Source organism: Micromonospora sp. NPDC048830 (assembly GCF_043198215.1).
In the GTDB taxonomy this organism is placed as follows: Bacteria; Actinomycetota; Actinomycetes; order Mycobacteriales; family Micromonosporaceae; genus Micromonospora.
Map to the genome: position 1 here is coordinate 1 of NZ_JBICUP010000037.1, position 24,261 is coordinate 24,261.

23 protein-coding genes are annotated in these 24,261 nt (G+C 71.2%); 13 read left to right on the forward strand and 10 right to left on the reverse strand.

The features are described from left to right. Positions 1 to 84: 84 nt before the first annotated feature. From ACGFIZ_RS25895 to ACGFIZ_RS25905, 3 genes are all read right to left on the reverse strand, one after another. Positions 85 to 1,254, reverse strand: a complete 1,170-nt coding sequence (locus tag ACGFIZ_RS25895) for a DNA/RNA helicase domain-containing protein (protein ID WP_393423317.1) — start codon at positions 1,252 to 1,254, stop codon at positions 85 to 87. A 142-nt stretch (positions 1,255 to 1,396) separates the two neighbouring features. Further along, a complete protein-coding gene (locus ACGFIZ_RS25900; RefSeq protein WP_393423319.1) occupies positions 1,397 to 1,732 on the reverse strand; it encodes a nucleotide pyrophosphohydrolase in 336 nt (111 codons plus the stop codon). 521 nt (positions 1,733 to 2,253) lie between these two features. Next, positions 2,254 to 2,454 carry an AlpA family transcriptional regulator gene (locus ACGFIZ_RS25905; RefSeq protein WP_145776728.1) on the reverse strand — a complete coding sequence of 67 codons (201 nt, stop codon included), beginning with the start codon at positions 2,452 to 2,454 and terminating at the stop codon, positions 2,254 to 2,256. A gap of 417 nt (positions 2,455 to 2,871) precedes the next feature. On the opposite strand from ACGFIZ_RS25905, the gene ACGFIZ_RS25910 reads away from it, so the two are divergent. Together ACGFIZ_RS25910 and ACGFIZ_RS25915 are read left to right on the forward strand one after the other, a co-directional pair. Continuing rightward, positions 2,872 to 3,753 carry a helix-turn-helix domain-containing protein gene (locus ACGFIZ_RS25910; protein WP_393423321.1) on the forward strand — a complete coding sequence of 294 codons (882 nt, stop codon included), beginning with the start codon at positions 2,872 to 2,874 and terminating at the stop codon, positions 3,751 to 3,753. Then, positions 3,746 to 3,940, forward strand: a complete 195-nt coding sequence (locus ACGFIZ_RS25915) for a DUF397 domain-containing protein (protein ID WP_393423322.1) — start codon at positions 3,746 to 3,748, stop codon at positions 3,938 to 3,940. The genes ACGFIZ_RS25910 and ACGFIZ_RS25915 overlap by 8 nt, the downstream gene beginning before the upstream one ends. Positions 3,941 to 3,967: 27 nt before the next feature. On the opposite strand, the gene ACGFIZ_RS25920 is transcribed toward ACGFIZ_RS25915, so the two are convergent. Together ACGFIZ_RS25920 and ACGFIZ_RS25925 are read right to left on the reverse strand one after the other, a co-directional pair. Then, on the reverse strand, positions 3,968 to 4,981 hold the full coding sequence (locus ACGFIZ_RS25920; RefSeq protein ID WP_393423324.1) for a hypothetical protein: 1,014 nt from the start codon (positions 4,979 to 4,981) through the stop codon (positions 3,968 to 3,970). Next, positions 4,921 to 5,385: a hypothetical protein gene (locus ACGFIZ_RS25925; RefSeq protein ID WP_393423326.1), complete on the reverse strand. Its 465-nt coding sequence runs from the start codon at positions 5,383 to 5,385 to the stop codon at positions 4,921 to 4,923. Before ACGFIZ_RS25925 ends, ACGFIZ_RS25920 begins: the two co-directional genes overlap by 61 nt. Before the next feature lie 1,184 nt (positions 5,386 to 6,569). Here ACGFIZ_RS25925 and ACGFIZ_RS25930 point away from each other — a divergent pair. The 3 genes from ACGFIZ_RS25930 (at position 6,570) to ACGFIZ_RS25940 (ending at position 12,475) form a co-directional block, all read left to right on the forward strand. After that, positions 6,570 to 9,092 (forward strand): DUF262 domain-containing protein, encoded by a 2,523-nt coding sequence (locus tag ACGFIZ_RS25930; protein WP_393423328.1) that lies wholly within the window; start codon positions 6,570 to 6,572, stop codon positions 9,090 to 9,092. A 59-nt stretch (positions 9,093 to 9,151) separates the two neighbouring features. Then, positions 9,152 to 11,302, forward strand: coding sequence for a UvrD-helicase domain-containing protein (locus ACGFIZ_RS25935; RefSeq protein WP_393423330.1), 2,151 nt, complete (start codon positions 9,152 to 9,154; stop codon positions 11,300 to 11,302). A 318-nt stretch (positions 11,303 to 11,620) separates the two neighbouring features. Further along, positions 11,621 to 12,475, forward strand: coding sequence for a hypothetical protein (locus tag ACGFIZ_RS25940; RefSeq protein WP_393423332.1), 855 nt, complete (start codon positions 11,621 to 11,623; stop codon positions 12,473 to 12,475). 178 nt (positions 12,476 to 12,653) lie between these two features. Here the strand turns inward: ACGFIZ_RS25940 and ACGFIZ_RS25945 are convergent, their stop codons facing one another. Next, on the reverse strand, positions 12,654 to 13,049 hold the full coding sequence (locus ACGFIZ_RS25945; RefSeq protein WP_393423334.1) for a hypothetical protein: 396 nt from the start codon (positions 13,047 to 13,049) through the stop codon (positions 12,654 to 12,656). A gap of 115 nt (positions 13,050 to 13,164) precedes the next feature. Between ACGFIZ_RS25945 and ACGFIZ_RS25950 the strand changes: the two genes are divergently transcribed. Both ACGFIZ_RS25950 and ACGFIZ_RS25955 read left to right on the forward strand, forming a co-directional pair. Further along, positions 13,165 to 13,626 carry a hypothetical protein gene (locus ACGFIZ_RS25950; RefSeq protein ID WP_393423336.1) on the forward strand — a complete coding sequence of 154 codons (462 nt, stop codon included), beginning with the start codon at positions 13,165 to 13,167 and terminating at the stop codon, positions 13,624 to 13,626. Next, on the forward strand, positions 13,619 to 16,477 hold the full coding sequence (locus ACGFIZ_RS25955; protein ID WP_393423338.1) for a tetratricopeptide repeat protein: 2,859 nt from the start codon (positions 13,619 to 13,621) through the stop codon (positions 16,475 to 16,477). Before ACGFIZ_RS25950 ends, ACGFIZ_RS25955 begins: the two co-directional genes overlap by 8 nt. A 61-nt stretch (positions 16,478 to 16,538) precedes the next feature. Here ACGFIZ_RS25955 and ACGFIZ_RS25960 read toward each other — a convergent pair whose 3' ends face one another. Both ACGFIZ_RS25960 and ACGFIZ_RS25965 read right to left on the reverse strand, forming a co-directional pair. Continuing rightward, on the reverse strand, positions 16,539 to 16,742 hold the full coding sequence (locus ACGFIZ_RS25960; RefSeq protein WP_393423340.1) for a DUF397 domain-containing protein: 204 nt from the start codon (positions 16,740 to 16,742) through the stop codon (positions 16,539 to 16,541). Further along, entirely contained in the window at positions 16,735 to 17,625 is an 891-nt protein-coding gene (locus ACGFIZ_RS25965; RefSeq protein WP_393423342.1) for a helix-turn-helix domain-containing protein, read from the reverse strand. Before ACGFIZ_RS25965 ends, ACGFIZ_RS25960 begins: the two co-directional genes overlap by 8 nt. Positions 17,626 to 17,893: 268 nt before the next feature. Here ACGFIZ_RS25965 and ACGFIZ_RS25970 point away from each other — a divergent pair, with 268 nt between their 5' ends. The 5 genes from ACGFIZ_RS25970 (at position 17,894) to ACGFIZ_RS25990 (ending at position 20,742) form a co-directional block, all read left to right on the forward strand. Continuing rightward, on the forward strand, positions 17,894 to 18,193 hold the full coding sequence (locus ACGFIZ_RS25970; protein WP_393423344.1) for a DivIVA domain-containing protein: 300 nt from the start codon (positions 17,894 to 17,896) through the stop codon (positions 18,191 to 18,193). After that, entirely contained in the window at positions 18,190 to 18,441 is a 252-nt protein-coding gene (locus ACGFIZ_RS25975; protein WP_393423346.1) for a hypothetical protein, read from the forward strand. The genes ACGFIZ_RS25970 and ACGFIZ_RS25975 overlap by 4 nt, the downstream gene beginning before the upstream one ends. 133 nt (positions 18,442 to 18,574) lie before the next feature. Next, positions 18,575 to 19,195: a dihydrofolate reductase family protein gene (locus ACGFIZ_RS25980; protein WP_393423348.1), complete on the forward strand. Its 621-nt coding sequence runs from the start codon at positions 18,575 to 18,577 to the stop codon at positions 19,193 to 19,195. A 138-nt stretch (positions 19,196 to 19,333) separates the two neighbouring features. Then, positions 19,334 to 20,449, forward strand: a complete 1,116-nt coding sequence (locus ACGFIZ_RS25985) for a WD40/YVTN/BNR-like repeat-containing protein (RefSeq protein ID WP_393423350.1) — start codon at positions 19,334 to 19,336, stop codon at positions 20,447 to 20,449. Further along, positions 20,446 to 20,742, forward strand: coding sequence for a MoaD/ThiS family protein (locus ACGFIZ_RS25990; RefSeq protein WP_393423352.1), 297 nt, complete (start codon positions 20,446 to 20,448; stop codon positions 20,740 to 20,742). The genes ACGFIZ_RS25985 and ACGFIZ_RS25990 overlap by 4 nt, the downstream gene beginning before the upstream one ends. A gap of 1 nt (position 20,743) precedes the next feature. Here the strand turns inward: ACGFIZ_RS25990 and ACGFIZ_RS25995 are convergent, their stop codons facing one another. Continuing rightward, positions 20,744 to 21,805 carry a kinase gene (locus ACGFIZ_RS25995; protein ID WP_393423353.1) on the reverse strand — a complete coding sequence of 354 codons (1,062 nt, stop codon included), beginning with the start codon at positions 21,803 to 21,805 and terminating at the stop codon, positions 20,744 to 20,746. Continuing rightward, positions 21,754 to 22,386 (reverse strand): hypothetical protein, encoded by a 633-nt coding sequence (locus ACGFIZ_RS26000; RefSeq protein ID WP_393423355.1) that lies wholly within the window; start codon positions 22,384 to 22,386, stop codon positions 21,754 to 21,756. The genes ACGFIZ_RS25995 and ACGFIZ_RS26000 overlap by 52 nt, the downstream gene beginning before the upstream one ends. A gap of 244 nt (positions 22,387 to 22,630) precedes the next feature. On the opposite strand from ACGFIZ_RS26000, the gene ACGFIZ_RS26005 reads away from it, so the two are divergent. Then, positions 22,631 to 24,163, forward strand: coding sequence for a glycosyltransferase family 39 protein (locus ACGFIZ_RS26005; RefSeq protein ID WP_393423357.1), 1,533 nt, complete (start codon positions 22,631 to 22,633; stop codon positions 24,161 to 24,163). The last annotated feature ends 98 nt before the right edge of the window (positions 24,164 to 24,261 follow it).

Sequence of the window (24,261 nt, forward strand, 5' to 3'; positions counted from 1 at the left end):
AGTTTCTGACCTTCGACAAGCCAGAAACCTAGACGGGACACGGCGTGCCCTGTTGATCAGGGCGTCAACCCACCCACGAGAACATCACAAGAGCCCCAATTCGCCCGGCTTCACGACTTGGTGCTCGTCAAGCAGGAAGACGGGTACCCGTGCGGCGGCGATCAGCTCGTCGACCTGCGGCCGGGCCTTGTCCCGCTTGGCCTTCGGGGTGAACCGGTTGACCGAGGTCTCCCGGATCCGGTGCGCCTCGTCGCAGATCAGCACGTCGAAGCCATTGCGTTCCGCCGACATGAAGCTGTTGAAGTAGGCGAACAAGTTCTTCAGTCGGGTGGAGCCACGGCCGGCGTAACGGCGCAGGGTCTGGGTGAACGACCGGGAGCCGGTGGCGTGCATGACGGCCCGGTTCTGCCGGGCGAGTTCCCCCAGCACCGACAGCGCGATCACGCTTTTGCCGCTGCCGGGCCCGCCCGACACGACCACGACCGACTTCCGGTCCGCCGACCTGGCCCGCTCCACCGCGTGCAACACCAGTTCGTACGCCAGGCGCTGTTCGTCGAGCAGCGTGAAGTGCGACCGTTCCTTCAGTTCCTGTGCCGCGTACGACAGGAGGTGCTTGCTGGGCCGCACCGAACTGGTGAGGAAGCGGTCCGCCGCGACCGCCCCCGGCGCGGGTGCCAGATGGGTACGGAGATAGTCGAGGAACTGGCCGCGCCGCTGCTTCGTGAAGATCCGGCTCTGCTCTGTGGGGCGGCGGGCGAACAAGTCGTTGACGTCCCGGTCCACGGCGTTGTGCAGGTACGCCGCGCCGCGCACCGGGTTACGCGGGTCACCGAGAACGCCGAGGAAGTCGGTGAGGTATTCGCAGTAGTCACCGACCTGCACGCCCGGGTGCAGCCGTGGCCCCTTGGCATGCTCCACTAGGACGAGTCGGTCGGAGCCCTCGTAGGCTTCTGCGTGGGACCACTGCTTGAGTTCGACGACGACGTACGAGTCCTCGGTGGTCGTCGGGTGGACCCCGGCGAGCACGACGTCGACGCGCTTGCTGGTCAGTGGGAGTTGGTACTCGACCAGCACCTCGACCTGGCCCAGGCCGGCGTCGGCGAGATCCTGTCCCAGCACCGCCAGGCTGCGCGACCATGAACGGTGCTCGGCGGGGCTCACCTTGTGGCCGATCTGTTCCGCGATCCGGTCGGCGAGGGTGCCGCTGGTGGCCAGGCAAAGCAGACCGTCGGCGGAAATGCGGAACTCGGACAACACATGCCCCCGGGCAGCACGAAGTGATCGTGCGCATGGGGGGCGTGTCCGGCCACGGCCGGAAGCCCGTCGTTACGCGCTTTGATGTCGTGGACTGTAGCGAAGAGATCAATTTCTCGCCATGGCCCTGCTGTCGGCTGCCTTACCGCTTCGCGGCCGACCCCCTTGCCTCAGCGGCGGGGTATCGGGTAGCCACCTCGTCCAACTTCGTGAGTGCGGCCTCGACCAGGTCGATGTCGAGGACGTCGGCGAGCCGGGTCAGGTAGATCATGACGTCACCGATCTCGGCCTTCACACGGGCGCCCGCTTCGGGGTCGGACATGACTTCAGCGGCCTGTTGCGGGGTCAGCCACTGGAACTCAGCCAGCAGTTCTCCGACCTCCCCGGCGAGGGCCATGGCGAGGTTCTTCGGGGTATGGAACTGCTGCCAATCCCGCGCCTCTGCGAAAGCCCGTACGTCACGCATGAGGTGATCCATCCGGGTTCCCTTCCGTGCGGGTGAATGCGGTCGGTGTGAACACCGAGCAGAGTGGAATGTAGCCGCGACCCCTGGCTGCCTGAACGCCACCTGGGAGACTGGGCGACGCGCCAGCCGAGATCAACGCATTGTTGGCTCTTGGTGCACGGTGCCGGTCTGGGCCGGATCTTGGTTGATCATCCAGTGCTGCCCGATGTCGGCGGCGGCGTACTCGTTGCGTTTGACCACTCTGTCCACGTCCTCGGAAGACGCAGTCGAACAACTTGCCGTTCAGGGGCATGCACGACCAGCCGTCGCCGACGACCCGCGGCAACGCCACTTGCAGGCCGGGTGCCTGGGCGGCGAGGACGCTACGCCCTTGACCACGTACCGGTACGCGGTGGCCCGCGACACGTCGCCCGACACCCAGCAGCGTCTTGTCCTCCGTCTTACGGAACCAGATCCGAAGGAGTGCGCTGCACCTGAGTTATCAGTCCGCTGATCGAACCGGCCAGCGAGGGTGGGGTGGCGAGGGATCGGGGCTACTCTTCCGCGTCCTGGAGATCCGGTCGGTGGTCCCTGATCCACCGCTCCACGTCCTCGGCCCGCCATATCCGCCCGACCGACAGGACGGCCACGGGGTCGGGGAAGGTCTTCGAGTTGGTGATCTGGTAGGCGCGCGTACGGGAGACGCGGAGCATCTCCTGCACCTCCTGGCTCGCCACCAACCGGAGCTTCCCCATGCGTCGACGGTAGGAGCATGCGAGCTGAACATCTGTTCCCTGTGCAGATGCTCTCTTCACCTGCGTATGAGTGTGTAGTCTGTTCATCTGTGCACGTGGAGTTTGCGGTTAGCAGAGGTGGGAGGGGCATGAGTAGGCGGTGGAAGTGGTTCTTGCGGCCCGGGAGGGCCGGAGCAGACCTGACCGGGCAGGTCGTACCCGACGGGGAGGTGCCGGGCCGCTGCCGGCGGTCGGGCGCGCCTGACGGCGTACCCGATGAATGGGCGACCTCGCGGTGCGACGGCGCGCTCGTCTACGAGCGGCCCGCGCGGCGGCGGGCGGCTCCCGCGCGGAACGAGCGCGCGGACCGCTACGACCCGGAGCCGCCCGGCGCCCGGCGGCGCTGCGCGGACCGAAGAGTCGAGGGGCGGGGATCGGATGGCTGAGGACCTGGGGTCGACGGTGCCGCGCCGGCAGCTCGGGCGGACGCTGCGGGAGCTGCGGACCGAGGCGCGGATGACGCTGGACGGCGCGGCAGAGGCGTTGCAGTGCAGCCGGCAGAAGGTGTGGCGGATCGAGGCGGGCCTGTGCGCGGTGCGCGGGCTCGACGTGCGGGCGATGTGCGAGCTGTACGCGGCGACGCCCGAGCTGGCCGGCGCGCTAATCGCCCTGGCCGGCGAGACGAGGGTGAAGGGCTGGTGGCACTCGTACGGCGACACGGTCCCCGACTGGTTCGAACTGTACGTCGGCCTGGAGTCCGCCGCGTGCCGGCTGCGCGAGCACGACGACGCGCTGGTCCCCGGGCTGTTGCAGACCCGGGGGTACGCGACGGCCGTCTGCCAGCGTCGGCCGGGCCTGACGGAGGACGAGCAGGAGCGCCTGGTCGAGGTGCGGCTGCAACGGCAGGACCTGCTGCGCCGGCGGCTGCCCCCGCCGCCCCGGCTCGACGTCATGCTCTCCGAAGCGGTGCTGCTGCGTGCCGTCGGCTGCTCGGCGACAATGGCGGAGCAGCTTCGGCACCTGATGGAGGCGAGCCGACTGCCGCACGTGTCGATCCGGGTCGTGCCGCTGGCCGCCGGGCTGCACCACGGCGCGGTCGCGGGCGCGTTCGTGGTGCTCGACTTCCCGCCCGGCAACCGCGTCGAGCCCGAACCGTCGGTGGTCTACAGCGAGTCGCTGACCGGCGCGCTGTACCTCGACCGGAAGGAGGAGATTTCCGCGTACGAGGAGACCTGGGCCAGCCTCGACTCGTTGGCCCTGGATGAAGAGCAGTCCCGACACCTGATCGAGAAGATCATGCAGGAGGTTCACCATGGTTGACCTGACCGGCGCGAACTGGCGCACCAGCACCCGCAGCGGCGACAACGGCGGCAACTGCGTCGAGGTCGCCGACGACCTGCCCGGCGTCGTCGCCGTACGCGACAGCAAGGACCGCAGCGGGCCGGTGCTCACCTTCCCGCCCGACTCCTGGGCGGCCTTCGTTCGGGCGGCCAGCTTGGAGCATTGAGGCGCGCCAACGCCCTTCGGTGGTGCCTCAGCGGCGCCGGTCGGTGACGCGGATGGTGAGGACCGTGCCGTCCCGGCCGAGCGACACCACCCCGTCGCGCGGCCGGGACCGCGACCACCGGCGGCGGATCAGCGGTGCCGCACGGAGGTACGCGGCAACCTGGCCGTCCGCGAGGTGGCGGTACAGGCTGCTCTCCACGCCCCGAAACACCTCCAGGGCCTTGCCGTTCGGCAGCGGCGCGCGATAGAGGGTGCCTTCCGCACGCAGGTCGTCCGCCACGGGCTGCGACGTGGCGGTGCTCTCTGCCCACGACGGGTCCAGCTCGAACAGCCTCAGTTGGCCGGTGTGGGGTTCCTCGTCCCCACGTTGCCGTGGCGTCGCGTAATGACGGGCGGTGGCGTTATCGCCGGCGAACAGCAGTGCGGTGGCCGCCACCGCACGGGTCAGGATCTGCGTGAACCAGCCACGCCGTTCCTCGGGCACGTCGAACACCTCGGGCGCTCCCGGCGGCAGCTCGTCTGTCGGGTCGGGGCCGGTGGTACCGGGCGGCCCGGCGTCCTCAACCGCCGCCGGCCAAGTCCGTGCCTCGTCGGCCGTGGCGGGCCGGGTCCGCCAGTGGTGGTCCTCTGGGCGGCCGTGCAGCAACTCGTCGAAGTCGTCGGGGCCGCCGTCCCACAACTCGTCATCCCCCGGCGGATCGAGGATGTACGACGTGATCTGACGCCCCGCCAGGCAGGACGCGACCATCAGTGCCGGGGGGCGGCGGCCACCGACATTGAGCGTCCTCACCTGCACCGCGGCCCGGGCGAGTTGACCGTAGGCGAAGCTCGGTGGCTGATGGGTGCCCTTGCATTCCAGCACCACGATCTTCATCCGGCTGCGACGACCCGAACTGTGGTGCCCCACCAGGAAGTAGTCCGGACGCTTCTGGCTTTTCGAGGTGCGTTCCACCGCGCCCGCCCCGTCGATGAACCCTGCCTTCAGCGCCACCTCCGCGTCGACCGCGAAGAAGGTCCACTGGCGGTATTGCCGCTGCAGCACCTTTTTGCCACCACAAGAGCCAGGCCGATGCCCAACTGCTCGGACTGGGTCACCTTGTGGTGGTATACGAGGCTCTGGGCTGACGGAGTGAGCCCGAGCATGCCGCGTTGCCGGGTCAGCGTCGCGCAGTAACGGACGTGCGCCCAGTGGCGGGCCACCTGCGCCAGAGGCGACGCGGTCAACAGCGTGGTCGCCACCCCGAGCTCGTGCAGCACCTGCGCCGGGCTGGTTCCCACCGTCGGGCCGATCGTCACCGTGACGGGCGCCTTGCCGTACCGGTACGCGTCGTTCTTCTCGGCGGCGTCCTTGGCGTACTTCTCGACGGCGTCGACAAGGCGAGGGGAGGATTCGACGACGAGTCTGGACGGCTGATTGAGGGATCGTACGAGGGACTCGATCTCCACGCCCACCCCCGGTGCTGACCTATCGCATGGGTTAGAACACCCAGAGTGATCGAGAAATTTCAGAGTGTCAATGGGGCGACGGATGCGCTCGCGTCCTGCTTGTTGACCGCGGCGTTTAGGAGCAGCGGCACAAACCCAACGACCCCACGACCACTCCGCATGCCGGGCAGGCATCCGGGCGAGTCCGTGGGGTGGGCAGCGGCCGGGTGGGGATCAAAGGAGTGAGGCTCGCGGGGCGAGGCGGTGCAGCAAGCGCGGCCCGCACCTCATCCTCGGTCACGGCGGGCCAGCCGGTCTTCCGGAGCTTCTGCGTCACCTTTCGAATACCCAACCTCGGGTGCTTGCCCTGAGCTGCCTTCGCCGCGTCCGCGAGGCGCTGAGACCTCAGCGGGTTCTTCTTGGCCGGGGCCGGACGCCGCTGTGGCTGTCGACGGTTCAAGCCCTGCAGCACCCGTCCGACCTGGTCTGCGGTGACATCCGGCCAACCCGAGCGCCGCAGATGGCGGGCCAAGGTGCTGTCCTTCGCGCCCGGCATCGTGTCCAGCAGTTTCCGCGCGGCTGTGGCGAGGGATGCCGCGGGATGGCCGACCACCTTGCCAAGTCGGGACTTGCAGGGCATGCACTGACAGGCGGTTCCCGGACGGTGCGGCGCTCCACCCGTCCCGGACCGCCGCGCTTCGCCTCCATCGCCGCCTGGCGAGTACGGCGGCGACGCGATCCCCAGGTCGTCGAGCCAGGATTCTGGTGTGCGATCCGGGATGTCGTCGTTCTCCCAATCGCGGCCGTGATCCGCAGTGCCTCGCATTTCCGCGTCGGCGTACCAGTCGCCGATCGAACCCCTGCTGGTGATGTCGCCCTCCGATGCATCGCCTGCCGAGTTGGCGCGTTGACGCCTGCGTCGTGCGGCCGGCAGATTTGTGGGCCGCCACCGCGTTCGTGCCGCTTGATTCTTGCTTGATGGGCGAGCCCACCCCGAGTGGCCGGCCGTTCAGATGGAAGCGCTGACCGGTGGGCTGGTCCGGCCTGTTCGGAGGAGGACCTCATGCGAGGTCCCCATCAAGATGGTGTCCGGCCAACATGTGTCGCAATGCCGACAGAACGATCATGGGGAAGCGCTTCGATTTCCGCCTATTCTGGGCTGCTCCGACCGCTGTGGATTGCCTGGAGAGACGAGGAGTCGGTGCATGGTCGCGGCAAAGGAAACGACGCTGCGGGAGCTGCTCGAGGGCGCGAAGCAGTATCGGGTGCCGCTGTACCAACGGACGTACTCGTGGACGGACTCGCAGCTCAAGCGCCTCTGGGAGGACATCCGAAAGCTGGCCGAGGAGCGGGCCGACAACGGTAGCCTCACGCATTTCATCGGCTCCCTGGTGCTCGCCCCCAGCCCGACGAACGGGCCGGCGGGCGTTTCGGAGTTCCTGGTGGTGGACGGCCAGCAGCGGCTGACCACCCTGTCGATCCTGCTCTGCGCCATTCGCGACCACCGGGCCAAGCATGAGGACCCAGGCCATCGGGACCGCATCGACCAGGAATACCTGATCAACAAGTGGAAGCCAGCCCACCGTTTAAAGATCGTCCCTACTCAAGCCGACCGGCCCGCATACGAGGCATGCCTGGAAGCGACGCCGCAGGCAGGCGGTAGCGACCCGGTCGGGGCGGCCTATCGGTTCTTCGGAGCGCAGCTTGCTGGCGTTGCCGGCTCGGACGACCCGATGGACATCGAGCGCATCGAGGACGCGGTCATCTCGGGGATGGCGCTGGTCTCGGTCGTGGCGGGTGCCGGCGACAACGTTTACCGGATCTTCGAGTCGCTCAACAACACCGGCCTGAAGCTCACCCAGGCCGACCTGCTGCGCAACTACCTGTTCATGCGGTTGCCCAGCCGCGGCGAGGCGGTCTACGACTCGCTGTGGTTCCCGCTGCAGAAGCAGCTGGACTCCGGTGAACTCGAGCAGTTGTTCTGGCTGGACCTGGTGCACCGCAACCCTGAGGTGAAGCAGACGGACACCTACGTCGGCCAGCAGGCGCGGCTCAACGGCCTGCACACCGAGGCCGAGATCGAGGCCGAGGTGCGCCGATTCTGCCGCCTCGGCGCGCTCCTGCGGATCATCCTGCACCCTGACGAGGAGCAGGACCCGGAGGTGCGGCGGCGGCTGGCCCGGCTCAACGCGTGGGACACGACCACCGTGTTGCCGCTGCTGCTGCACCTGCTGGACCGCCGCAAGGAGGGGACGGCAACCTCCGACCAGATCGCCTCGGCGATGCTGTACGCCGAGAGCTACTTCATCCGGCGCCTGCTGATCGGCCGTGCCACCGCGAGCATCAACCGGGTCCTGCTGCGCATCGTGACCGACATGCGTAAGGACCTGCCGGTCGACGAGGCAGTGCGGGCATACCTGTCGGTCGGCCGGAAGTACTACGCCACCGACACCAGCCTGCGGGAAGCGGTGCGATCCATCCCGTTCTATCTCAACGGGCGCGCGACCCAGCGCAAGCTGGTGCTTCAGTGGCTGGAGGAGTCGTATGGCAGCAAGGAGCCAGTCTCTCCAGCATCGCTGACCATCGAGCACGTCATGCCGCAGAGCCCGACCGCGGAGTGGCGGCAGATGCTGAGTGAGGACCTGCAAGGGGAGGAGAGCTTCGCCGAGGTGCACGAGGCCCTGGTGCACACGTTGGGCAACCTGACTCTCACCGGCTACAACGCGGAACTGAGCAACAGCTCCTTCCTGGTTAAGCGGGCGCAGTTGGGGAAGAGCGGGATCGCGCTCAACCGGGAGATCGCCGACCAGAAGCGCTGGGGACGCCCCGAAATCCACGCCCGCGCGGATGCGCTCGCGGAACGGATCATCGCCACCTGGCCCGGGCCAACCGAGGAAGCGGGCAACAAGTCCGAGGTGCCCTGGGACGTCATGAACACAGCGCTCGCCGCGCTGCCCGCCAGCTCCTGGACCGCGTACGGGGATCTGGCCGCGCTGATTGGCACCCACCCTGTCTCCGTCGGTGCCCGGCTGGCGAACCACCCGGCGCCGAACGCGCACCGGGTCCTCCAGGCCGAGGGCGTGGTCGCGCCGAACTTCCGCTGGCTCGACCCCTCCCGCACCGACTCCCCGCAGGATCTGCTGCGGGAAGAGGGTGTCGAGTTCGACAAGTACGGCCGCGCCAGCCAGGCGCAGCGCATCGGTGTCGAGGAACTGGCCCAACTTGCCGGCATGCCGCAGCAGGACGGGCCCGGCCAGCTTCTCCGACCGCGGTCCCGGCGCAACAGTTCGCTGGACGACCGGTTCCTCGAGCAGTTGACGGACCTCCAGGACGCGCAGGTCGCGCACGGAACGGTTGCGGTGCTCGAAGCCTGGGCCGGAATGGGCGGCATGCTGCTCTACGGCTCCGGCGGCGAGACCTCGTGCTTCCTGATGGCGCGCGGGAAGGACCACGAGCTCGGCAACATCTGGCCCGCAACGATCTATCCGAGCGGGAAGTTCGAGATCGTGTTCCAGCACCTGAGCACCCGGACGCCGTTCGACGACATCGCGCTCCGGGAGCAGTTCCGTCAGCGGCTGAACGAGCTGCCGGGCGTAAAGATCGCAACGGCCAAGCTGGCGCTCCGCCCCGGCTTCACCCTCGGCGTCCTCGTCAACGCCAAGGCGCGCGAAGCGCTGATCGAGCATCTCCGCTGGTTTTACGGGCAGGCCACGCAAACCGAGATCTGACGCTCGCCTATCCTTCGGCCTCGCCCCTGCCACCGCGCGCCACCCGTTGGAGACCCCTCGTGCCCCAGCTCGCCTTCGCCAACAGCTTCTGGCAGAGCTACGACGTCCTGGAGAAGCCGGTCAGGGCCGGCGTGCGTAAGGCGATGGAGAAGTTCCAGCAGCTCAGCATCGCCGAGCTGTACGCAGACAAGGGCCTGCGCCTGGAGTCGGTGAACAACGCGCGGGACCCCCGGATGCGGACCATCCGGATTACCGACTTCTGGCGCGGGGTGGTGCTGGCGCCCGACGACGGCAGCGACACCTTCCTGCTGCTCAACGTCGTGCCGCACGACGACGCGTACACCTGGGCCGCGAAGCGGCTCTACACGGTGAACACGGCGACCCGGGCCCTGGAGGTCCGCAACGTCGTCGCCATCGAGCAGCTGACCCCGGCGCTGGAGAAGGCTGCCGCGGAGGCGTCGAGCCTGCTGTTCGCCCGCTACTCCGACACCGTGCTGCGGCATCTCGGCATCGACGATCAGGTGCTGCGGGCGGTACGCACGATCATCGACAAGCGTCAGCTGGAGGCGTTCGGCACGCTGCTGCCCGAGGACCAGTTCGAGGTGCTGCAGTACCTCGCCGAGGGCTTCACGCCGGACGAGGTCTACCGCGACGTCGTGGCCGAGCGCCGGCCGGCGGACGCGACGCCGGAGCCGAGCGAGAGCCTGGCCGTCGCGATCGCCAACACCACCAGCCGCATCACCCTGGTGACCCGACCCGACGAGCTCGCCGAGATCCTCGACAAGCCCTTCGCCGCCTGGCGGGTGTTCCTGCACCCGTCCCAGCGGCGGGTCGCGTACCGGGTCTCCTACAACGGGCCGGCGCAGGTGACGGGCGGCCCCGGCACGGGCAAGACGGTGGTGGCCCTGCACCGGGTGAAGCACCTGCTGTCCCGGTCGCCCGACAGCCGGGTGCTGCTCACCACGTACACCAATGCCCTGGCCGCGACCCTACGGGAGAACCTGGCGCTGCTCCTCGACGACGAGAAGCAGCTGGCGCGGGTGGAGGTGACCACGGTGAACGCCTTCGCCAACCGCACCGTTCGCACCCTGGCCGGCGGGGTGCCGGCTCCGATCGGGGACGCGGACGAGCGGCAGGTCTGGCGGCGGGTGTGTCGGCGGCTGGACCTGCCCTGGCCCGAGCAGTTTCTCGCCCAGGAGTTCCGCCACGTCATCCTGGCGCACGACGTGCGCAGCCGAGAGGCGTACCGGGAGGCGAGCCGGCGCGGCCGGGGGGCGGCCCTCGGCGCGCGGCGGCGCGACCGGGTGTGGGACGCCGTGGAGATGTTCACCGCCGAGCTGACGGCGGCCGGCACAGCCACGCACCTACAGGTGTGCGCGCGGGCGGCGCAACTGCTCGACGGCGCGGACCTTGCTATCCACGGCTTCGACCACGTCGCCGTGGACGAGGCGCAGGACCTGCACCCCGCGCAGTGGCGTGTGCTGCGCGCGGCGGTGCCGCCCGGTCCGGACGACCTGTTCATCACCGGCGATCCGCACCAGCGCATCTACGACTCCCGGGTGTCCCTCACCGCCCTCGGCATCCCCGTCGCCGGTCGCAGCAGCCGGCTGCGCATCAACTACCGCAGCACCGAGGAGATTCTGTCCTGGTCGACGAGGGTCCTCGTCGGGTCACGGGTCGAGGACCTCGGCGGGGGAGGGGACGACAGCCTGGTCGGGTACCGGTCGCTGCTGCACGGCAAGCGGCCGCAGGCCGCGGGCCATCCGACGAGCCAGGCGGAGGTGGCGGCGCTCGTCGACCGGGTACGTGAGTGGCTGAGCCAGGGCGTGCGGCCGAGCGAGATCGCGGTGTGCGGGCGCTTCAACACGACCCTGCGTACTGTCTACGACGCGCTGACGGCGGCCGACGTGCCGGCCGTGTGGGTGCGGGACCAGCCCGGCGCGGATGTGGACGGGGTGCGGCTCGCCACGATGCACGCGATGAAGGGGCTGGAGTTCCGGTGCGTCGCGATGGTCGGCGTGACGACGAAGGCGGTGCCGTTCGCGAAGGAGGTCACGCCGCCCGAGGTGGACGCGTTGCAGCACGACAGCGACATGCTCAGGGAACGCTGTCTGCTCTTCGTCGCCAGCACGAGGGCGAGAGAGGCGTTGCACGTCTCGTGGAGTGGATCGCCCAGCCCCTTCCTGGCGTTTGCGGAGCCGGCGACTTAGGTCCCAGGAGCCCGTGCAGGCGACGCCGGCATGGGTGATCCTCGTCATGCGAGGAGACGTACCCCCGACTGGCGTCCACACCCGAGCGACGCGAGGAGCGAAATCCCGCTGTAGCGGCCCGGATCCGCGCCTCCGATGCCTCCGGTCTCGTCGATGTACGGCACCCGCGCTCCGACACGGAGTGTGATGGCCAGGATTCCGGCGGTTACGACCTGGGACTCGGCCGGATCGCCGACAACCGGCGCGATTTGGAGCGCTCACTACCCTGTTGCATGATCCCCGCGCCTGGGGACTCGTTGACAGCGATAAGGGCTTCAGATGACCCACAGTCACCCTCCGTACGGAGGGCAGACGGATCCGAACGTCACCCCGTGGAGCGGGCCGCCGGCCCCGCAGGGCGGGTACCCCGGATACGGCCAGCCAGGGCAGCCACCGCAGTTCGGGGCCCCCGTCCGGCCGCCGCGGAAGTCGAACAGGGGCCTGATCATCGGCCTGTCCGCCGCTGCCGTGGTGGTCCTGCTCGTGCTCTGCGGCGCCGGCATCGGGTTCGCCCTCGTCAACAACGACGACGATCCCACCCCGATCGCGTCCGCCACCCCGAGCGGATCCAGCACCGAGTCCGGCACCGACGCCACCCCCACCCCGGGGCAGTCCGAGTCGCAGGACTCCGGCAACAGCAACAACGCGGTGACCGCCCGCTACTCCAGCGACCTGGGCGACGTCTGCGAGGGCAGCCAGATCCTCAACGCGGCGCCCTACGACGGCGCGTCCGGCGCCAAGGCGTACGTCTTCTCGAACAACCCTGGCCGGCCGACGTACTGGTCGTCGAAGTCGCTCCCCTCGAGCAAGCCGTACTACGCCAAGACCGCCGACTTCGAGACGGTCTCCGTGGTCGGCTGCCTCAAGTTCGTCGAGGGCAGCGAGGGCACGCCCAGGGAGTGCCGGTACAAGGACAGCTCGGACAAGCAGGTCACCATCGACTACGTCTCGTCGCGCTACACCCTGACCTTCTACGCGGCGAAGACCGGCGAGAAGATCGGCGACGGCGGCACCGTGAGCGCCCCGGCGAACCGGTGCCCGATCGTCATCTCGTACGACAAGACCACCATGAAGTCGTACGCATCGCCGGATTCCGGCACCATCGAGGCGGCCCTGGACAAGTTCCTGTCCTGAGGCGGCTCGTCCAACACCGGGGAGGGACGGTTCACCGTCCCTCCCCGACGTGTTTCCCGCGCCTCGCCGCGCGTGGCACGGCGATCCGCGATGCGGGCCAGCAGGGGCTACCGAGTGTCATGGACCGTCAGGAAATCGACAGGTCCGAGGCGGACGCCCGGCAGCCGGTCCGGTGGCGTCAGCGGCTGCCGTCCCGCTGCTCGTCGGCGTGCGGACCGGCTGGCGGCGGGTAGCCGTAGTTGACGATGTCGCCGTTCATCACGCCCTGCGCGGTGCCGCCGTCAGTGGCGTGGACGTGCTGCGTCTGCTGGCCGGCGCAGCCAGTGGGGGCGGGCGTTCCGTCGCCGGTGGGGGCGGACCGGCGACGGCTGGCGCGCTCCAGCAGCACCAGCGCGGTGCCGAGCGCCCCAACCGGCAGGGCCAGGATGTTGGCCCAGCCCACCCACCGGTCGAACCCGTCATCGGTACGCGCGCCGAGCGCCATCGTGACCACCCACAGGCCGACCCCGACGACGCCGACGCCGACGAACACCCAGGCCCACTGCCGCGCGGCACCCCACCACTTCCCGCCCATGCGTCCATCATGGTTGGTTACCGCCACCGGCCGCACCGCCCGGCCCGACATGGACCCGCTTGACGGTATCGGGCACAGTCGTCGGGGCAGGGTGAGCCGACGACGAGGGGGATCGATGGATCCGACGAACCGGCAGCAGTTGGCCACCACGGCTGCTTCCGTGCTGGTCAGCGCGCCGGCGACCGCCGTGTGGCCGGATGCGCGGGGCGGCTTCGTCCGGCTTCTCGGCACCGGGGACCGCGACCGCGAGATGGTGGCCGGCAGGCTGGACCGGCTCGCCGCTGAGATCGAGCAGGCGCCGCCCGCCGAACGGGAGACGGTCCGTTGGCGGTCGCTGCCGGGCTGGCAGGCCCGCCTGCTGGACTTCCTCGAGGCGAACGAGGCGGCGGCCAGCCCGCTCGGCAAGCTCCGCGACGAGATCAGATCCCGACTACCGACCCCCCAGCAGCAGTGGGTCCAGAACATCACCGCCTCCGCGTCCGGGGCGACGGCGCAGGGCGCCATGTTCGGCAACGTCATCAACCACTACGGCCCGCCCACCGCGGGACCGCCCGTCCGGTCAGGATCGGATGACTGACGGGCGGCCCGAGCCGAAGGACGCCGAGGACCCGCCGCGCGAGCCCGAAGAGGCCGCCCCGCAGCCCCGGTGGTCCCAGCGCGTCTCGGCGGTCGGCGGCTACGCCTACGGGGTGATTGGCGCGGACCTGCATGTGTTCGGTGACGGCAGCCCGCTGTACCTGCTGGAGAACTGGGGCGACGCCGCGACCCCCGATGCGGACTGGCTGCGGGAGCTGCCCAGCCGAATGCTCAACGCCCGGCACGCCGTGGTCCCGTTCACCGGCCGCGACGACGAACTTGTCGCCCTGCGCCGGTGGCGCGACGACCGGCCGCGCCTGGCCGTCCGCTGGCTGTACGGACCCGGCGGGCAGGGCAAGACCCGGCTGGCCGCCCAACTGGCCGTCGAGTCGCAGCGCGCGGGCTGGCGGGTTGTCCAGGCCGTGCACGGCCTGGGCACCGTGCTCCCCTCGCCCAGCAGCCAGGACCTGACCGTTGACGGGCGGGTCGGGGTGCTGCTCGTCGTCGACTACGCCGACCGCTGGCCACCCACCCATCTCACCTGGCTGTTCAGCAATGCGTTGCTGCACCAGCCGGGCGTGCCGACCCGGATCCTGCTGCTGGCCCGCAGCGACACCGGCTGGCCGGCGGTGCGCGCCGCCCTCGCCAACCACATGGCCAGCACCACCAGCCACCACCTACCGGCGCTGCCCGACGAGCCGAGGGTCCGCGCCGCGATGTTCGACGCCGCCCGCGACAGCTTCGCCGACCGGTACGACATCGGCGACCCGACGGTGATCGCCTGTCCCCGTCCCCTGTCCGGGCCGGACATGGGTCTGGTCCTCGCCGTGCACATCGCCGCCCTCGTCGCCGTGGACGCGCACACCCGGGGCCGCCCGACACCCCGCGACGCCGCCGGCCTCACCAGCTACCTGCTCGACCGGGAACACCTGCACTGGGTCAACCTGCACGCAGCCGGCGACGGCCACAGCCCGTCCACGATCCGCACCGAGCCGGAGCTGATGAACCGGATGGTGTTCGTCGCCGCCCTCACCGGCAACACCACCGAAACCACCGGTGTCGAGGTCGTCGACCGGCTGGGCCTGCCGGTGCCGTCGCAGCGGCTGCTCGCCGACCACCGCGTCTGCTACCCACCCGCGGCCGCCGGCCAGGCGACCGTGCTCGAACCCCTCTACCCGGACCGGCTCGCCGAGGACTTCCTCGCCCTGACGCTGCCCGGGCACGGCGAGGACTACCCCGCCCGCCCCTGGGCTGGGGAGCTGCTCGACCGGCTGTGCGCGGGCGACACGATCGCGGTCGGCGCCAGCCCCGCCCGCGCCGTCACATTCCTGGCCGCCGCCGCGCAGCGCTGGCCGCACGTCGGTTCCGCACACCTGTACCCACTGCTGCGCCGAGACCCGACTCTGCTGCTTGCGGCCGGCAGCGCGGCCATGACCACGCTCACCGAGGCGGCGGACCTCGACGTCGAGGTGCTGCGCGCGGTCGAGCGGCTGCTGCCCACCGAGCGGGACGTCGACCTGGACACCGGGGCCGCGGCGATCACCGCTCGGCTGACCGAGCACCGGCTGGCCACCGCCACCGACCCCGGCCGCCGGGGCCAACTGCGGGGCCTGCACGGCTGGCGGCTGGCCAACGCCGGCCACCACGAGGCGGCGCTGGCCGCCACCCTCGCGGCCGTCGAGGAGTACCGGACGGCGGCCCGCGACGACCCCAGCGTGTACCGGCCGTTGTTGGCCGCCGCGCTGAACAACGTCTGTGTCCTGCGCTCCGAACTCGGCCGCCAGCGCGAGGGCCGGCCCGAGATCGAGGAGGCGGTGGCCCTCCGGCGACAGTTGGCCACCGACGACCCGGCGTACCTGCCCGGCCTCGCCATCGCGCTCAACAACCTGGGCCTGCTGCTGTCCGAGCTGGGCTACGAGCGGGAGGCTGTGGCGCCCACGGACGAGGCGCTGCGCATCCGGCGACGCCTCGTGGACGCCGACCGGACCCTGCTGCCCGACCTCGCATCGTCGTTGACCAACGCCGGGTTGCTTCGCGTCAAGCTCGGCGACCTGGAGGCGGCGCTGGAGTTCGTCCGGCAGGCCGGCGAACACTACCGCGAGTTGGCCGACGCCCAACCGGCCACGCATCTGCCCCATCTGGCCGCCGCACTGAACAACCTCGGCAGCCGGTACGCCGAACTGGGCCGTATTCCGGAGGCGCTGGACGCCTTCGCCGAGGCGGTCGACCTGCGGCGGGACCTGGTGCGGCGCAACGAGACGGCGTTCCTGCCCGCCCTCGCCGCCGCGTTGAACAATTACGGCAACGCCCTCGCCCGGGCCGACCGCGGCACTGACGCCCTGGTGGTGACCAGGGAGGCGGCCGGCATCTACCGCCGGCTCGCCGCGGCCAACCCGCAGGCGTACCTGCCCACCCTGGCGAGCATCCTGCGCAACCTGGGAAGCCGCGAATCGGAGGCCGGCGCCGTCGCGGCGGCGTTGGACGCCACCACCGAGGCGGTCGCCATCCGCCGCCGGCTCAGCGCCGACGATCCGCCCCGGTACGCCGACGACCTGGCCCACGCCCTGCTCGGGTACGCCGAGGTGCGGGCGCGGATCGGCACGGACCTGGCGCGGGCCCGGGCGACCGTGGACGAGGCCGTCGAGATCCTGCGCGGCCGCGACGCCGAGAGCAGGGGAGGGGCGGCGCGGATATTGGCCCACGCCCAGCAGGTACGCGAGACGGTCCTGGCCGCCCTGAACCGGTCGCCCGCCGCATCCGGCCCGTCGTCCGGCACAGCGCCGGCCACCGACCTCGGCCGTCCGCCGTCGAGCCCGGTCGGCGCCCCGACGCCTCCGCCTGCCGCCGACTGACCTCGGGCAGGGCCAACGTCCTCCGAGCCGGACGGAATGATCACGACGGCAGGGAGCGCATTCAGTGGAGCGGCACCCAGGTTTTGACGGCAGCCAGGAAATCGCCCCAGATCTCCGGTGCGAAGATCAGCGCCGGTCCGGCCGGGTCCTTGGAGTCGCGTACGGCGACGATGCCGGGGAGGTTGGTGGCGATCTCGACGCACTCGCCGCCGTTGCCGCCGCTGCGGGTGCTCTTGCGCCAGACGGCGCCCGTCAGGTCAGTCATGCCGCAGCTCCCCGATGATTCCCTTGATGGTGTCCCTCGATTCTGCCTCACCTTGCGCGAGCTGAGCCACGCTCGCAAACGCTTGCTCGTAGGCCCGCAGCTCGGCAGGCTTGTCGAGGTAGAGCGCGCCGGTGAGCGACTCGCTGTAGACGACCGAGGGCTCTGGTGCGGCTCGGCCGCCCTTTGTTGCTGGGAAGTCGAGGATGACGAAGGAGCCGGCGACCGCGCCGATATGCGGCCCGGCGGCGAGCGGTACCACCCGAACGGCGACGTTGGGTCGCTCGGAGGCTTCGAGAAGGCCGCTTAGCTGGCCGATCATGATGGCTCGTCCGCCGACTCGGCGTCGCAGAACGGCTTCGGAAATGATCGCGTCCAAGCGCGGCGGTTGAGGTAGTCGACGGGTCAACAGGTTCTGCCGTTGCAGACGTACCTGGACGGCGTGCTCGCGGTCCTCATCGGTCGCCGTGGGCTGGTCGACGCGCGCCAGCGCCTGGATGTACTCCCGGGTCTGGAGTAGACCGGGGACGACGGTCTCCTGGTACTGGCGAAGCTTGGCGGCGGCGGATTCCAGGCCGACGTACAGCTCGAACCAGCTCGGCACCGCGTCCCCGTACGCGTGCCACCAGCCCTTCGACTTCGTCTCGGCGGCCAGCCCCTTCATCGCGTCGGTCATCTCCGCCGAGACGCCGTACAGCTCGCACATGGCCTTGACGTCGAGCACCCGCACCGCGCCCAGGCCGCACTCGATGCGCCAGATCTTCTGCCGGCTGTATTCGAGCGCCTCGGCGGCGGCATCCAGCGTCACGCCGGCCTCGGTGCGGTACTGGCGCAGCAGCCGGCCGAGCTGCCGGCGCGGCACGGTCGATCCGATGTCTTCCGGCATTCGAGCACTCCCTGATTCCGCCCTGCAACACTGCGTGATGTTGCTTTGAAACCTCTACAGGTTGCAGTAAAGAAAGTCAATACACTCCGCGAAAAATCCGCTGTGGAACGTTGCGTCGTGGCTCCCCTGTGCCACACGCTGACCACCAAGAGCCGTGTTGCCGTACCGCTGATCGAAGCTGCGGTGGCAGGGCCGGGGTGGGTCCGCCCGTGCGGGGAGGGTGGGCGGCCCACCCTTCCACCGACGACGAGCGAGGGAGTGGGAACGGATGAGCGTCCGCAACCAGCGACCGGCCCAGCGGAGCGGAGCGACCTACCGCTCCAGCGCGTACACCAGTCTGCTGCCGTGGCAGGTGCGCGAGCGCCGCTTCAGGCCGGTCGGGCTCGGACGCCGCGGCCTGGACCCCGACGACGTCTACGCCTTCCTCGACCGGGTCGCCGGCGACCTGGCCGCCGTCCACGCCGCGCTGGCCGCCAGCCGCCGGGAGGCCGCCGTCATCAAGGACGCGCTGCGCCGCTGGCAGTCCGAGCAGGCCCGCGCCCGCCAGGCCGGGGGACCCGAGCGGTGACCCAGCGGTACGTCATCCACGTGCCGATCCTCGCCGCCGACCTGCCCGCCGCGCAGCGCCTCGCTCGGGTGGTCGGCCGCTGGATGCGCGTGCTGCCGCAGACCGACCCCGGGGAGACCACGGTCTCCGCAGAGGACGACCAGAACCTACGCCATCGGGTCTTCTGCGACCTGCTGATGCCCGGCGGCCGGCGCTGCCTGCTCTGCGCCGACCACGACGGCCCCTGCGCCCGCCGCCTCCACCGCTGATTCCCTGCCTGGGGTGTCGACGGGGATCCCTCGTTCCCATCCCCGCAAATCCATCTCCGTCTGGTCAAATCGATTTAACATCCGAGGTCTCGGCGGATGACGGAACGTTCAGCGACCACGGGGGAGACCCGGCATGAAAACGATCAAGGCAGGCCTGTTCATCTCGCTCGACGGCGTCGTCGAGGCGCCTGACCAGTGGCACTTCCCGTACTTCAACGACGAGATGGGTGCCGCCGTGGACGCCACGCTCGGCGCGGCGGACGTCCTGCTGCTGGGCCGCAAAACGTACGACAGCTTCGCCGGGGCGTGGCCCGACCGGGAGGCGGCCGGCGGGGACGATGCCCCATTCGCCCGGAAGCTCGGCGACACCCGCAAGGTCGTGGTGTCGCGCCAGCGGCTCCAGTTCACCTGGCGGAACTCCGAGCAGCTGCGCGGCGACCTCGTCGAGGCCGTCACCGCGTTGAAGAACGAGCCGGGTGACGGCACGATCGGCATGAGCGGCTCGGTCTCCGTCGTCCGGCAGCTGCTGGACGCCGGGCTGCTGGACGAGCTGCACCTGCTGGTGCACCCGATCGCCGTACGCCGGGGCATGCGGCTGTTCGACGAGGGTCTCCCCCCGATTCCGCTCACCCTGATCTCGTCGCAGGTGTTCCAGACCGGCGTGCTGAACCTCGTCTACGGCCCGGCCGGACCGGGCGGCAACGCCACCTACGAAGACGCGAAAGCCCACCTGCCGTCGACGCCCGAGCAGTAGGAACCGGCGACCGTCGGTCGGCTCTCGGCTCGGCCGGGACGCCGAATCGTCGTACCCGGGGAGTACGACTGACAAAGACCGATGAGTTTCGGCGCGGCGGTCGGTCCAGCCAGGGGAAACGAGGAGAAGGATGAGGATATGAGCGGCGTGAGAGTGCTGGTGGGCACACGTAAGGGCGCGTTCGTGCTGACGTCCGACGGCAGGCGTGACGACTGGACGGTCGAGGGGCCGCACTTCGGCGGCTGGGAGATCTACCACCTCACCGGGTCGCCCGCCGACCCGGACCGGCTGTACGCGTCCCAGTCCGGCGGCTGGTTCGGGCAGCTTATCCAGCGGTCCGACGACGGCGGCAGGTCCTGGACCACGGTCGACAACGACTTCGCCTACGCCGGCGACGTCGGCGAGCACCTGTGGTACGACGGGACCCCGCGCCCGTGGGAGTTCAAGCGCATCTGGCACCTGGAGCCGTCCCGCGACGACCCGGACACCGTCTACGCGGGCGCCGAGGACGCCGCCCTCTACGTCACCACCGACGGCGGCGGCAAGTGGACCGAGCTGACCGGCCTGCGTACGCACCGGACCGGGGCGAAGTGGCAGCCCGGTGCCGGCGGCATGTGCCTGCACACGATCATCCTGGACCCGGCGAACAAGGACCGGATCTACGTCGCCATCTCGGCGGCGGGCGCGTTCCGCAGCGACGACGGCGGCGCCAGTTGGCTGCCGATCAACAAGGGCCTGCGCTCGGGCGAGATCCCCGACCAGGACTCGGAGGTCGGCCACTGCGTGCACCGCCTCGCCCAGCACCCGTCCCGGCCGGACACCCTGTTCATGCAGAAGCACTGGGACGTCATGCGCAGCGACGACGCCGGCGCGAACTGGCGCGAGGTCAGCGGCGACCTGCCGTCGGACTTCGGGTTCCCGATCGCGGTGCACGCGCACGAGCCGGAGACCGTCTACGTGGTGCCGATCAAGAGCGACTCCGAGCACTACCCGCCGGAGGGCAGGCTGCGCGTCTACCGCAGCCGCACCGGCGGCGGCGAGTGGGAGCCGTTGACCAGGGGACTGCCGCAGTCCCACTGCTACGTCAACGTCCTGCGCGACGCGATGGCGGTCGACACGCTCGACCCGTGTGGGATCTACTTCGGCACCACCGGTGGCCAGGTCTACCACTCGGCGGACGGCGGCGACAGCTGGGCGCCGATCGTCCGGGACCTGCCGGCGGTGCTCTCCGTGGAAGTCCAGGTGCTGCGGTGATCCGGGTGGTCCTGCCGGCTCACCTGAAGAACCTGGCGCACGTCACGGGCGAGGTGTGCCTCGACATGGACGGGCCGGCCACCCAGCGGCTGGTGCTGGACAGCCTCGAGGCGCGGTACCCGATGCTGCTGGGCACCATCCGTGACCGGTACAGCGGCGAGCGCCGCCCGTTCGTCCGCTTCTACGCCTGCCAGGAGGATCTGTCCAACGAGTCGCCCGACGCGCCGCTGCCCGAGCGGGTCACCGCCGGCGAGGAGCCGTTCATCATCCTCGGCGCGATGGCCGGCGGTTAGCTCAACCGCGGCAGTGGCCGCCCGCCGACGTCCGGGGTGCCGGCAGGTCGAAGGTGAGGCCGGGGTACACCGTCGCGTTGCCGGCGAGGCGGCGGCAGGCGGCGGTGACCCGGGCCAGCCTGTCGGCGTACCCCGGGTCGGCGTCGTCGAGGAGGACCCCCACGGTCGTGCCGCTGTGCGCGCAGATCACGCCGAGACCGCCCAGCTCCCGGCTGACCTCCCGCACGGCGGCCAGCAGCCGCTTCGGCCGTAGCCGCTGGTTCTTCACGGCGCTGCGGGTCGAGACCCTGCCGACCTCCGCGAGGTCCCCGGCGCGCACGGCGGCCGTGAGGCGGTCGAGCAGTCCGGCGTACTCGTGCCGGTCCGCGGCGGAGAAGGGCTTCGGGAGCCGGTTGAACTCGACCGTGTCCACCTCGCCCCCCTCGTCGACCCCGACGACCGACACCGGGGGCAGCGACCCGAGCGTCGACCGGATGCGCACCGCGCGGTGGTGGTACGCCACGACACCGGGGTGGAGGACGCCGTCGGTCGGCTCGATGCGGCGCAGGTAGTCCTCCAGTCGGTCGGCCGGCAGTTCGATGCCGAGCGCGCCGGACACGGCCCGCGCGGCCGCCACGAGGTCCGCGGACGAGCTGGCGAGGCCCTTGCCCTCGGGCAGTTCGCTGCGCAGCACGAGCGTCCCGCCGGCGGTCCCCGCTCCCCGGTCCGCGATGATCATGCCGGCGAGCGTGCGGGCCTTCGTCTTGTGCGGTGGCCACACCGTCACCCGCGGCAGCCCGGGCTCGCGGTGGAACACCGCCGTGGACCACCGCGCGATCGGCATGGTGACCAGGAAGTCCCCGTCGGCCTCCGGCAGCGCCCCCTGCAGCAGTTCGCCGAACGTCCCGTACGCCTGGCCGACGCCGGGGCTGCCCGGGCACCGCCCGGCGGCCGACGACGTGGACGCGGCGGCCGCCGCCGCCGGCCCGTGGTCACGCATGTCGCTGCCGGCCGGTCGGGACGCGGTGCCGCTCAGCGCGGCGAGGCGTACGCCAGCGGCAGCGGCGTCGGCTGGCCCGGCCACGTGCCGACCAGCCGGGCGCCGGCCGGGCCGCCCGCGCCGTCGCCGAGGCGGCGCGGGACGGCCAGCTCCACGGCGTCGGTCACGACGAGCGCGGGGTCGGCGTCCACGACCCGGCGCAGCGCGCCGACGGCGGGGACGGGGCTGCCCTCGCCGCCGCTGCCGGTCACGGTCATGGTGGGCTCGCGGAGCTGGCGCCGGCCGTCGACCTCGAAGTACTCCTGCGCCTGGCCGGCGCCGCCGAGGATCGCGCCGGCCAGGGCCGCGGCGTAGACGGGGTCGCCGCACGCGTCGTACACCCAGCGCCGGCCGAGCACCGAGTGCTCGGCGGTGCCGAGCAGCCAGTCGTCGCCGCCGTCCAGCGGCGCGTCCCGGTACGTCAGCGGCACCTGGTGGACCGGTCCGTCGCCGACCCGCAGGAGGGTGGTCTCGATCCCGACCTTCCCGGCCGGGTCGTCGAAACGGTAGGACGCCAGCCGCACGACGTCACCCGCCTGCCCCCGGTACCACGGGCGGCCGGGCAGCCAGCCGGCCAGGAGTTCGAGCTTCGTGGGGTGCAGTTCGGCCCGGTACAGCAGTGCCATGGGCGGAATCGTAGAGGCAGCCTCGCGTCCCGCGTCGGGCCACCCGGGTCTACTTCTCCGGCAACTGGGCGTTTCGTCCAAGTTAGTCTCACTATGCTCCAGGTGGCGCCCCGTAATCGACCCAGGCCCAGGCCCCGGCATCGGCGCGCGCCGACAGATCCGTACGCCGTGACGCCGGCCCGCCGTCGCCCGGGGGTGGCTCTGCCGTGGCCTCGATCGCCGGATCCACAGGAATGCGTGAGACATGTTGAAGGACGCGGACACGATAGTCCTGCCCCGGCTGCGGCAGGCGGCGGTCGGCGCCGAGGACCCCTGGGGCGAGGGCCACGGGGATGCCGGGAGCGCGGGCCGCCGCGGCGCCCCGGGGTCCACCGCGGTCGGGGGCCACCGGTCGCCCGTCGCCGCGTGGCTGGTTCCCGCACTGCTGATGGCCGCGCTGAGCGCCTCCGGCGCGGGCGTGCCCGGCCTGGGCGGGGACGAGCTCGCCACCTGGCGGACGACCGCCGCGTCGTGGCGCGAGACCTGGTCCACGCTGCGCGCCGGCGACCTGCCCGCCGCGCCGTACCACCTGCTGGCGCGCGCGTGGGCGGAGGCCCTCGGCGCGTCCGACCTGGCGCTGCGGGCGCCGTCGATGCTGGCCATGACCGCCGCGGCGGCCCTCGTCGGGGTGCTGGGTGCGAGGCTGTTCACGCCGCGCGTCGGCCTGCTGGCCGGCGTGCTCCTCGCGCTGCTGCCGGCGTCGAGCCGGTACGCGCAGGAGGCGCAGCCGTACGCGCTGGCCGTGCTGGCCGCCGTGCTCGCCACCCTGTCCCTCGCCCGGGCCGTCGACCGGCCGACGCTGTGGCGCTGCGCCGCCTACGGCGCCTCGGTGCTGGCGCTGGGCCTGTGCCACGTCCACGGGCTGCTGCTGCTCGCCGGGCACGGCTGGGCCGTGCTGGCCTTCCGGCGTGCCGTGGCCGGCCGCTGGCTGGCCGCGGCGTGCCTCGGCGTGCTTCCCGTGGTCGCCCTGGCCCGGCTCGGTGGGCTGCCCGGCCCGCCGGCCGCCCGGGTGCCCGACCTGGCGGCGCTGGCCGCGGCCCCCCGCGAGCTGTTCGGCGTCGCCGCCCTGGGAGCCGTGCTGTTCGGCCTGGCGCTGTTCAGTCTTCCGCTGCGGTCCGCCGCCGCCGTCCTCACCGCGTGGGCGGTGGTGCCGCCGCTCGCGCTGCTGCTCCTTGCGCAGGTGGCGCCCGTCTGGCTGCCGCAGGGCCTGCTGTTCACGCTCCCGGCCTGGGCGACGCTCGGCGGGGTCGCCCTCGCCCGGGCGCGCCCCGGCTGGAGCGTGGCGGTGCTGGCGGCGATCGCGCTGGTCGGCGCGCCCGCGCAGGTGGCGCTGCGGGAACCCGACGGGCACCAGCAGGCCACCCGGCAGCTTGCCGCGATCGTCGAGCGCGGGATGCGGCCCGGCGACGGCGTCGTCTACGGCCCGGCCGACACCGCCGACGGCCGGGCCGGCCGGGACCTGCTGGCGCGCTATCTTCCGGCCGCGCGTCGGCCGGCGGACGTGCTCGCCCGGGACGCCGGCGGCCCCCGTCCGGCCGCCGAACGCGCCGACGTCGGGGACTGCCTGCGGGACACGCGGCGGCTGTGGGTGGTCCGGCTGGGTGAGCGGGCGGACCCGCTGCACGGCATGGCCGGCGACAAGGAGCGGGTGCTGCGGACGGCGTACCGGGTGGCGCAGGTCTGGCGGCCGACGGGGCTCACCCTGGCCCTCCTGGTGGACCGGGGCGCGGGCGGGTGACCGCGGCCGGCGCGGGTGTGAGCACCCTTCGCCCGATCTGCACTTTTTGACCGTATTGCCGGCATAGGATCGGTCGAGGCCGAGTTCGTGGCGAGCAG

Coding starts and splice junctions, on each gene's coding strand:
- ACGFIZ_RS25900 (WP_393423319.1), bottom strand. CDS start 1,732: ATGGATCACCTCATGCGTGACGTACGGGCTTTCGCAGAGGCGCGGGAT.
- ACGFIZ_RS25905 (WP_145776728.1), bottom strand. CDS start 2,454: ATGGGGAAGCTCCGGTTGGTGGCGAGCCAGGAGGTGCAGGAGATGCTC.
- ACGFIZ_RS25910 (WP_393423321.1), top strand. CDS start 2,872: ATGGCTGAGGACCTGGGGTCGACGGTGCCGCGCCGGCAGCTCGGGCGG.
- ACGFIZ_RS25915 (WP_393423322.1), top strand. CDS start 3,746: ATGGTTGACCTGACCGGCGCGAACTGGCGCACCAGCACCCGCAGCGGC.
- ACGFIZ_RS25930 (WP_393423328.1), top strand. CDS start 6,570: ATGGTCGCGGCAAAGGAAACGACGCTGCGGGAGCTGCTCGAGGGCGCG.
- ACGFIZ_RS25940 (WP_393423332.1), top strand. CDS start 11,621: ATGACCCACAGTCACCCTCCGTACGGAGGGCAGACGGATCCGAACGTC.
- ACGFIZ_RS25945 (WP_393423334.1), bottom strand. CDS start 13,049: ATGGGCGGGAAGTGGTGGGGTGCCGCGCGGCAGTGGGCCTGGGTGTTC.
- ACGFIZ_RS25950 (WP_393423336.1), top strand. CDS start 13,165: ATGGATCCGACGAACCGGCAGCAGTTGGCCACCACGGCTGCTTCCGTG.
- ACGFIZ_RS25955 (WP_393423338.1), top strand. CDS start 13,619: ATGACTGACGGGCGGCCCGAGCCGAAGGACGCCGAGGACCCGCCGCGC.
- ACGFIZ_RS25960 (WP_393423340.1), bottom strand. CDS start 16,742: ATGACTGACCTGACGGGCGCCGTCTGGCGCAAGAGCACCCGCAGCGGC.
- ACGFIZ_RS25965 (WP_393423342.1), bottom strand. CDS start 17,625: ATGCCGGAAGACATCGGATCGACCGTGCCGCGCCGGCAGCTCGGCCGG.
- ACGFIZ_RS25970 (WP_393423344.1), top strand. CDS start 17,894: ATGAGCGTCCGCAACCAGCGACCGGCCCAGCGGAGCGGAGCGACCTAC.
- ACGFIZ_RS25980 (WP_393423348.1), top strand. CDS start 18,575: ATGAAAACGATCAAGGCAGGCCTGTTCATCTCGCTCGACGGCGTCGTC.
- ACGFIZ_RS25985 (WP_393423350.1), top strand. CDS start 19,334: ATGAGCGGCGTGAGAGTGCTGGTGGGCACACGTAAGGGCGCGTTCGTG.
- ACGFIZ_RS26000 (WP_393423355.1), bottom strand. CDS start 22,386: ATGGCACTGCTGTACCGGGCCGAACTGCACCCCACGAAGCTCGAACTC.
- ACGFIZ_RS26005 (WP_393423357.1), top strand. CDS start 22,631: ATGTTGAAGGACGCGGACACGATAGTCCTGCCCCGGCTGCGGCAGGCG.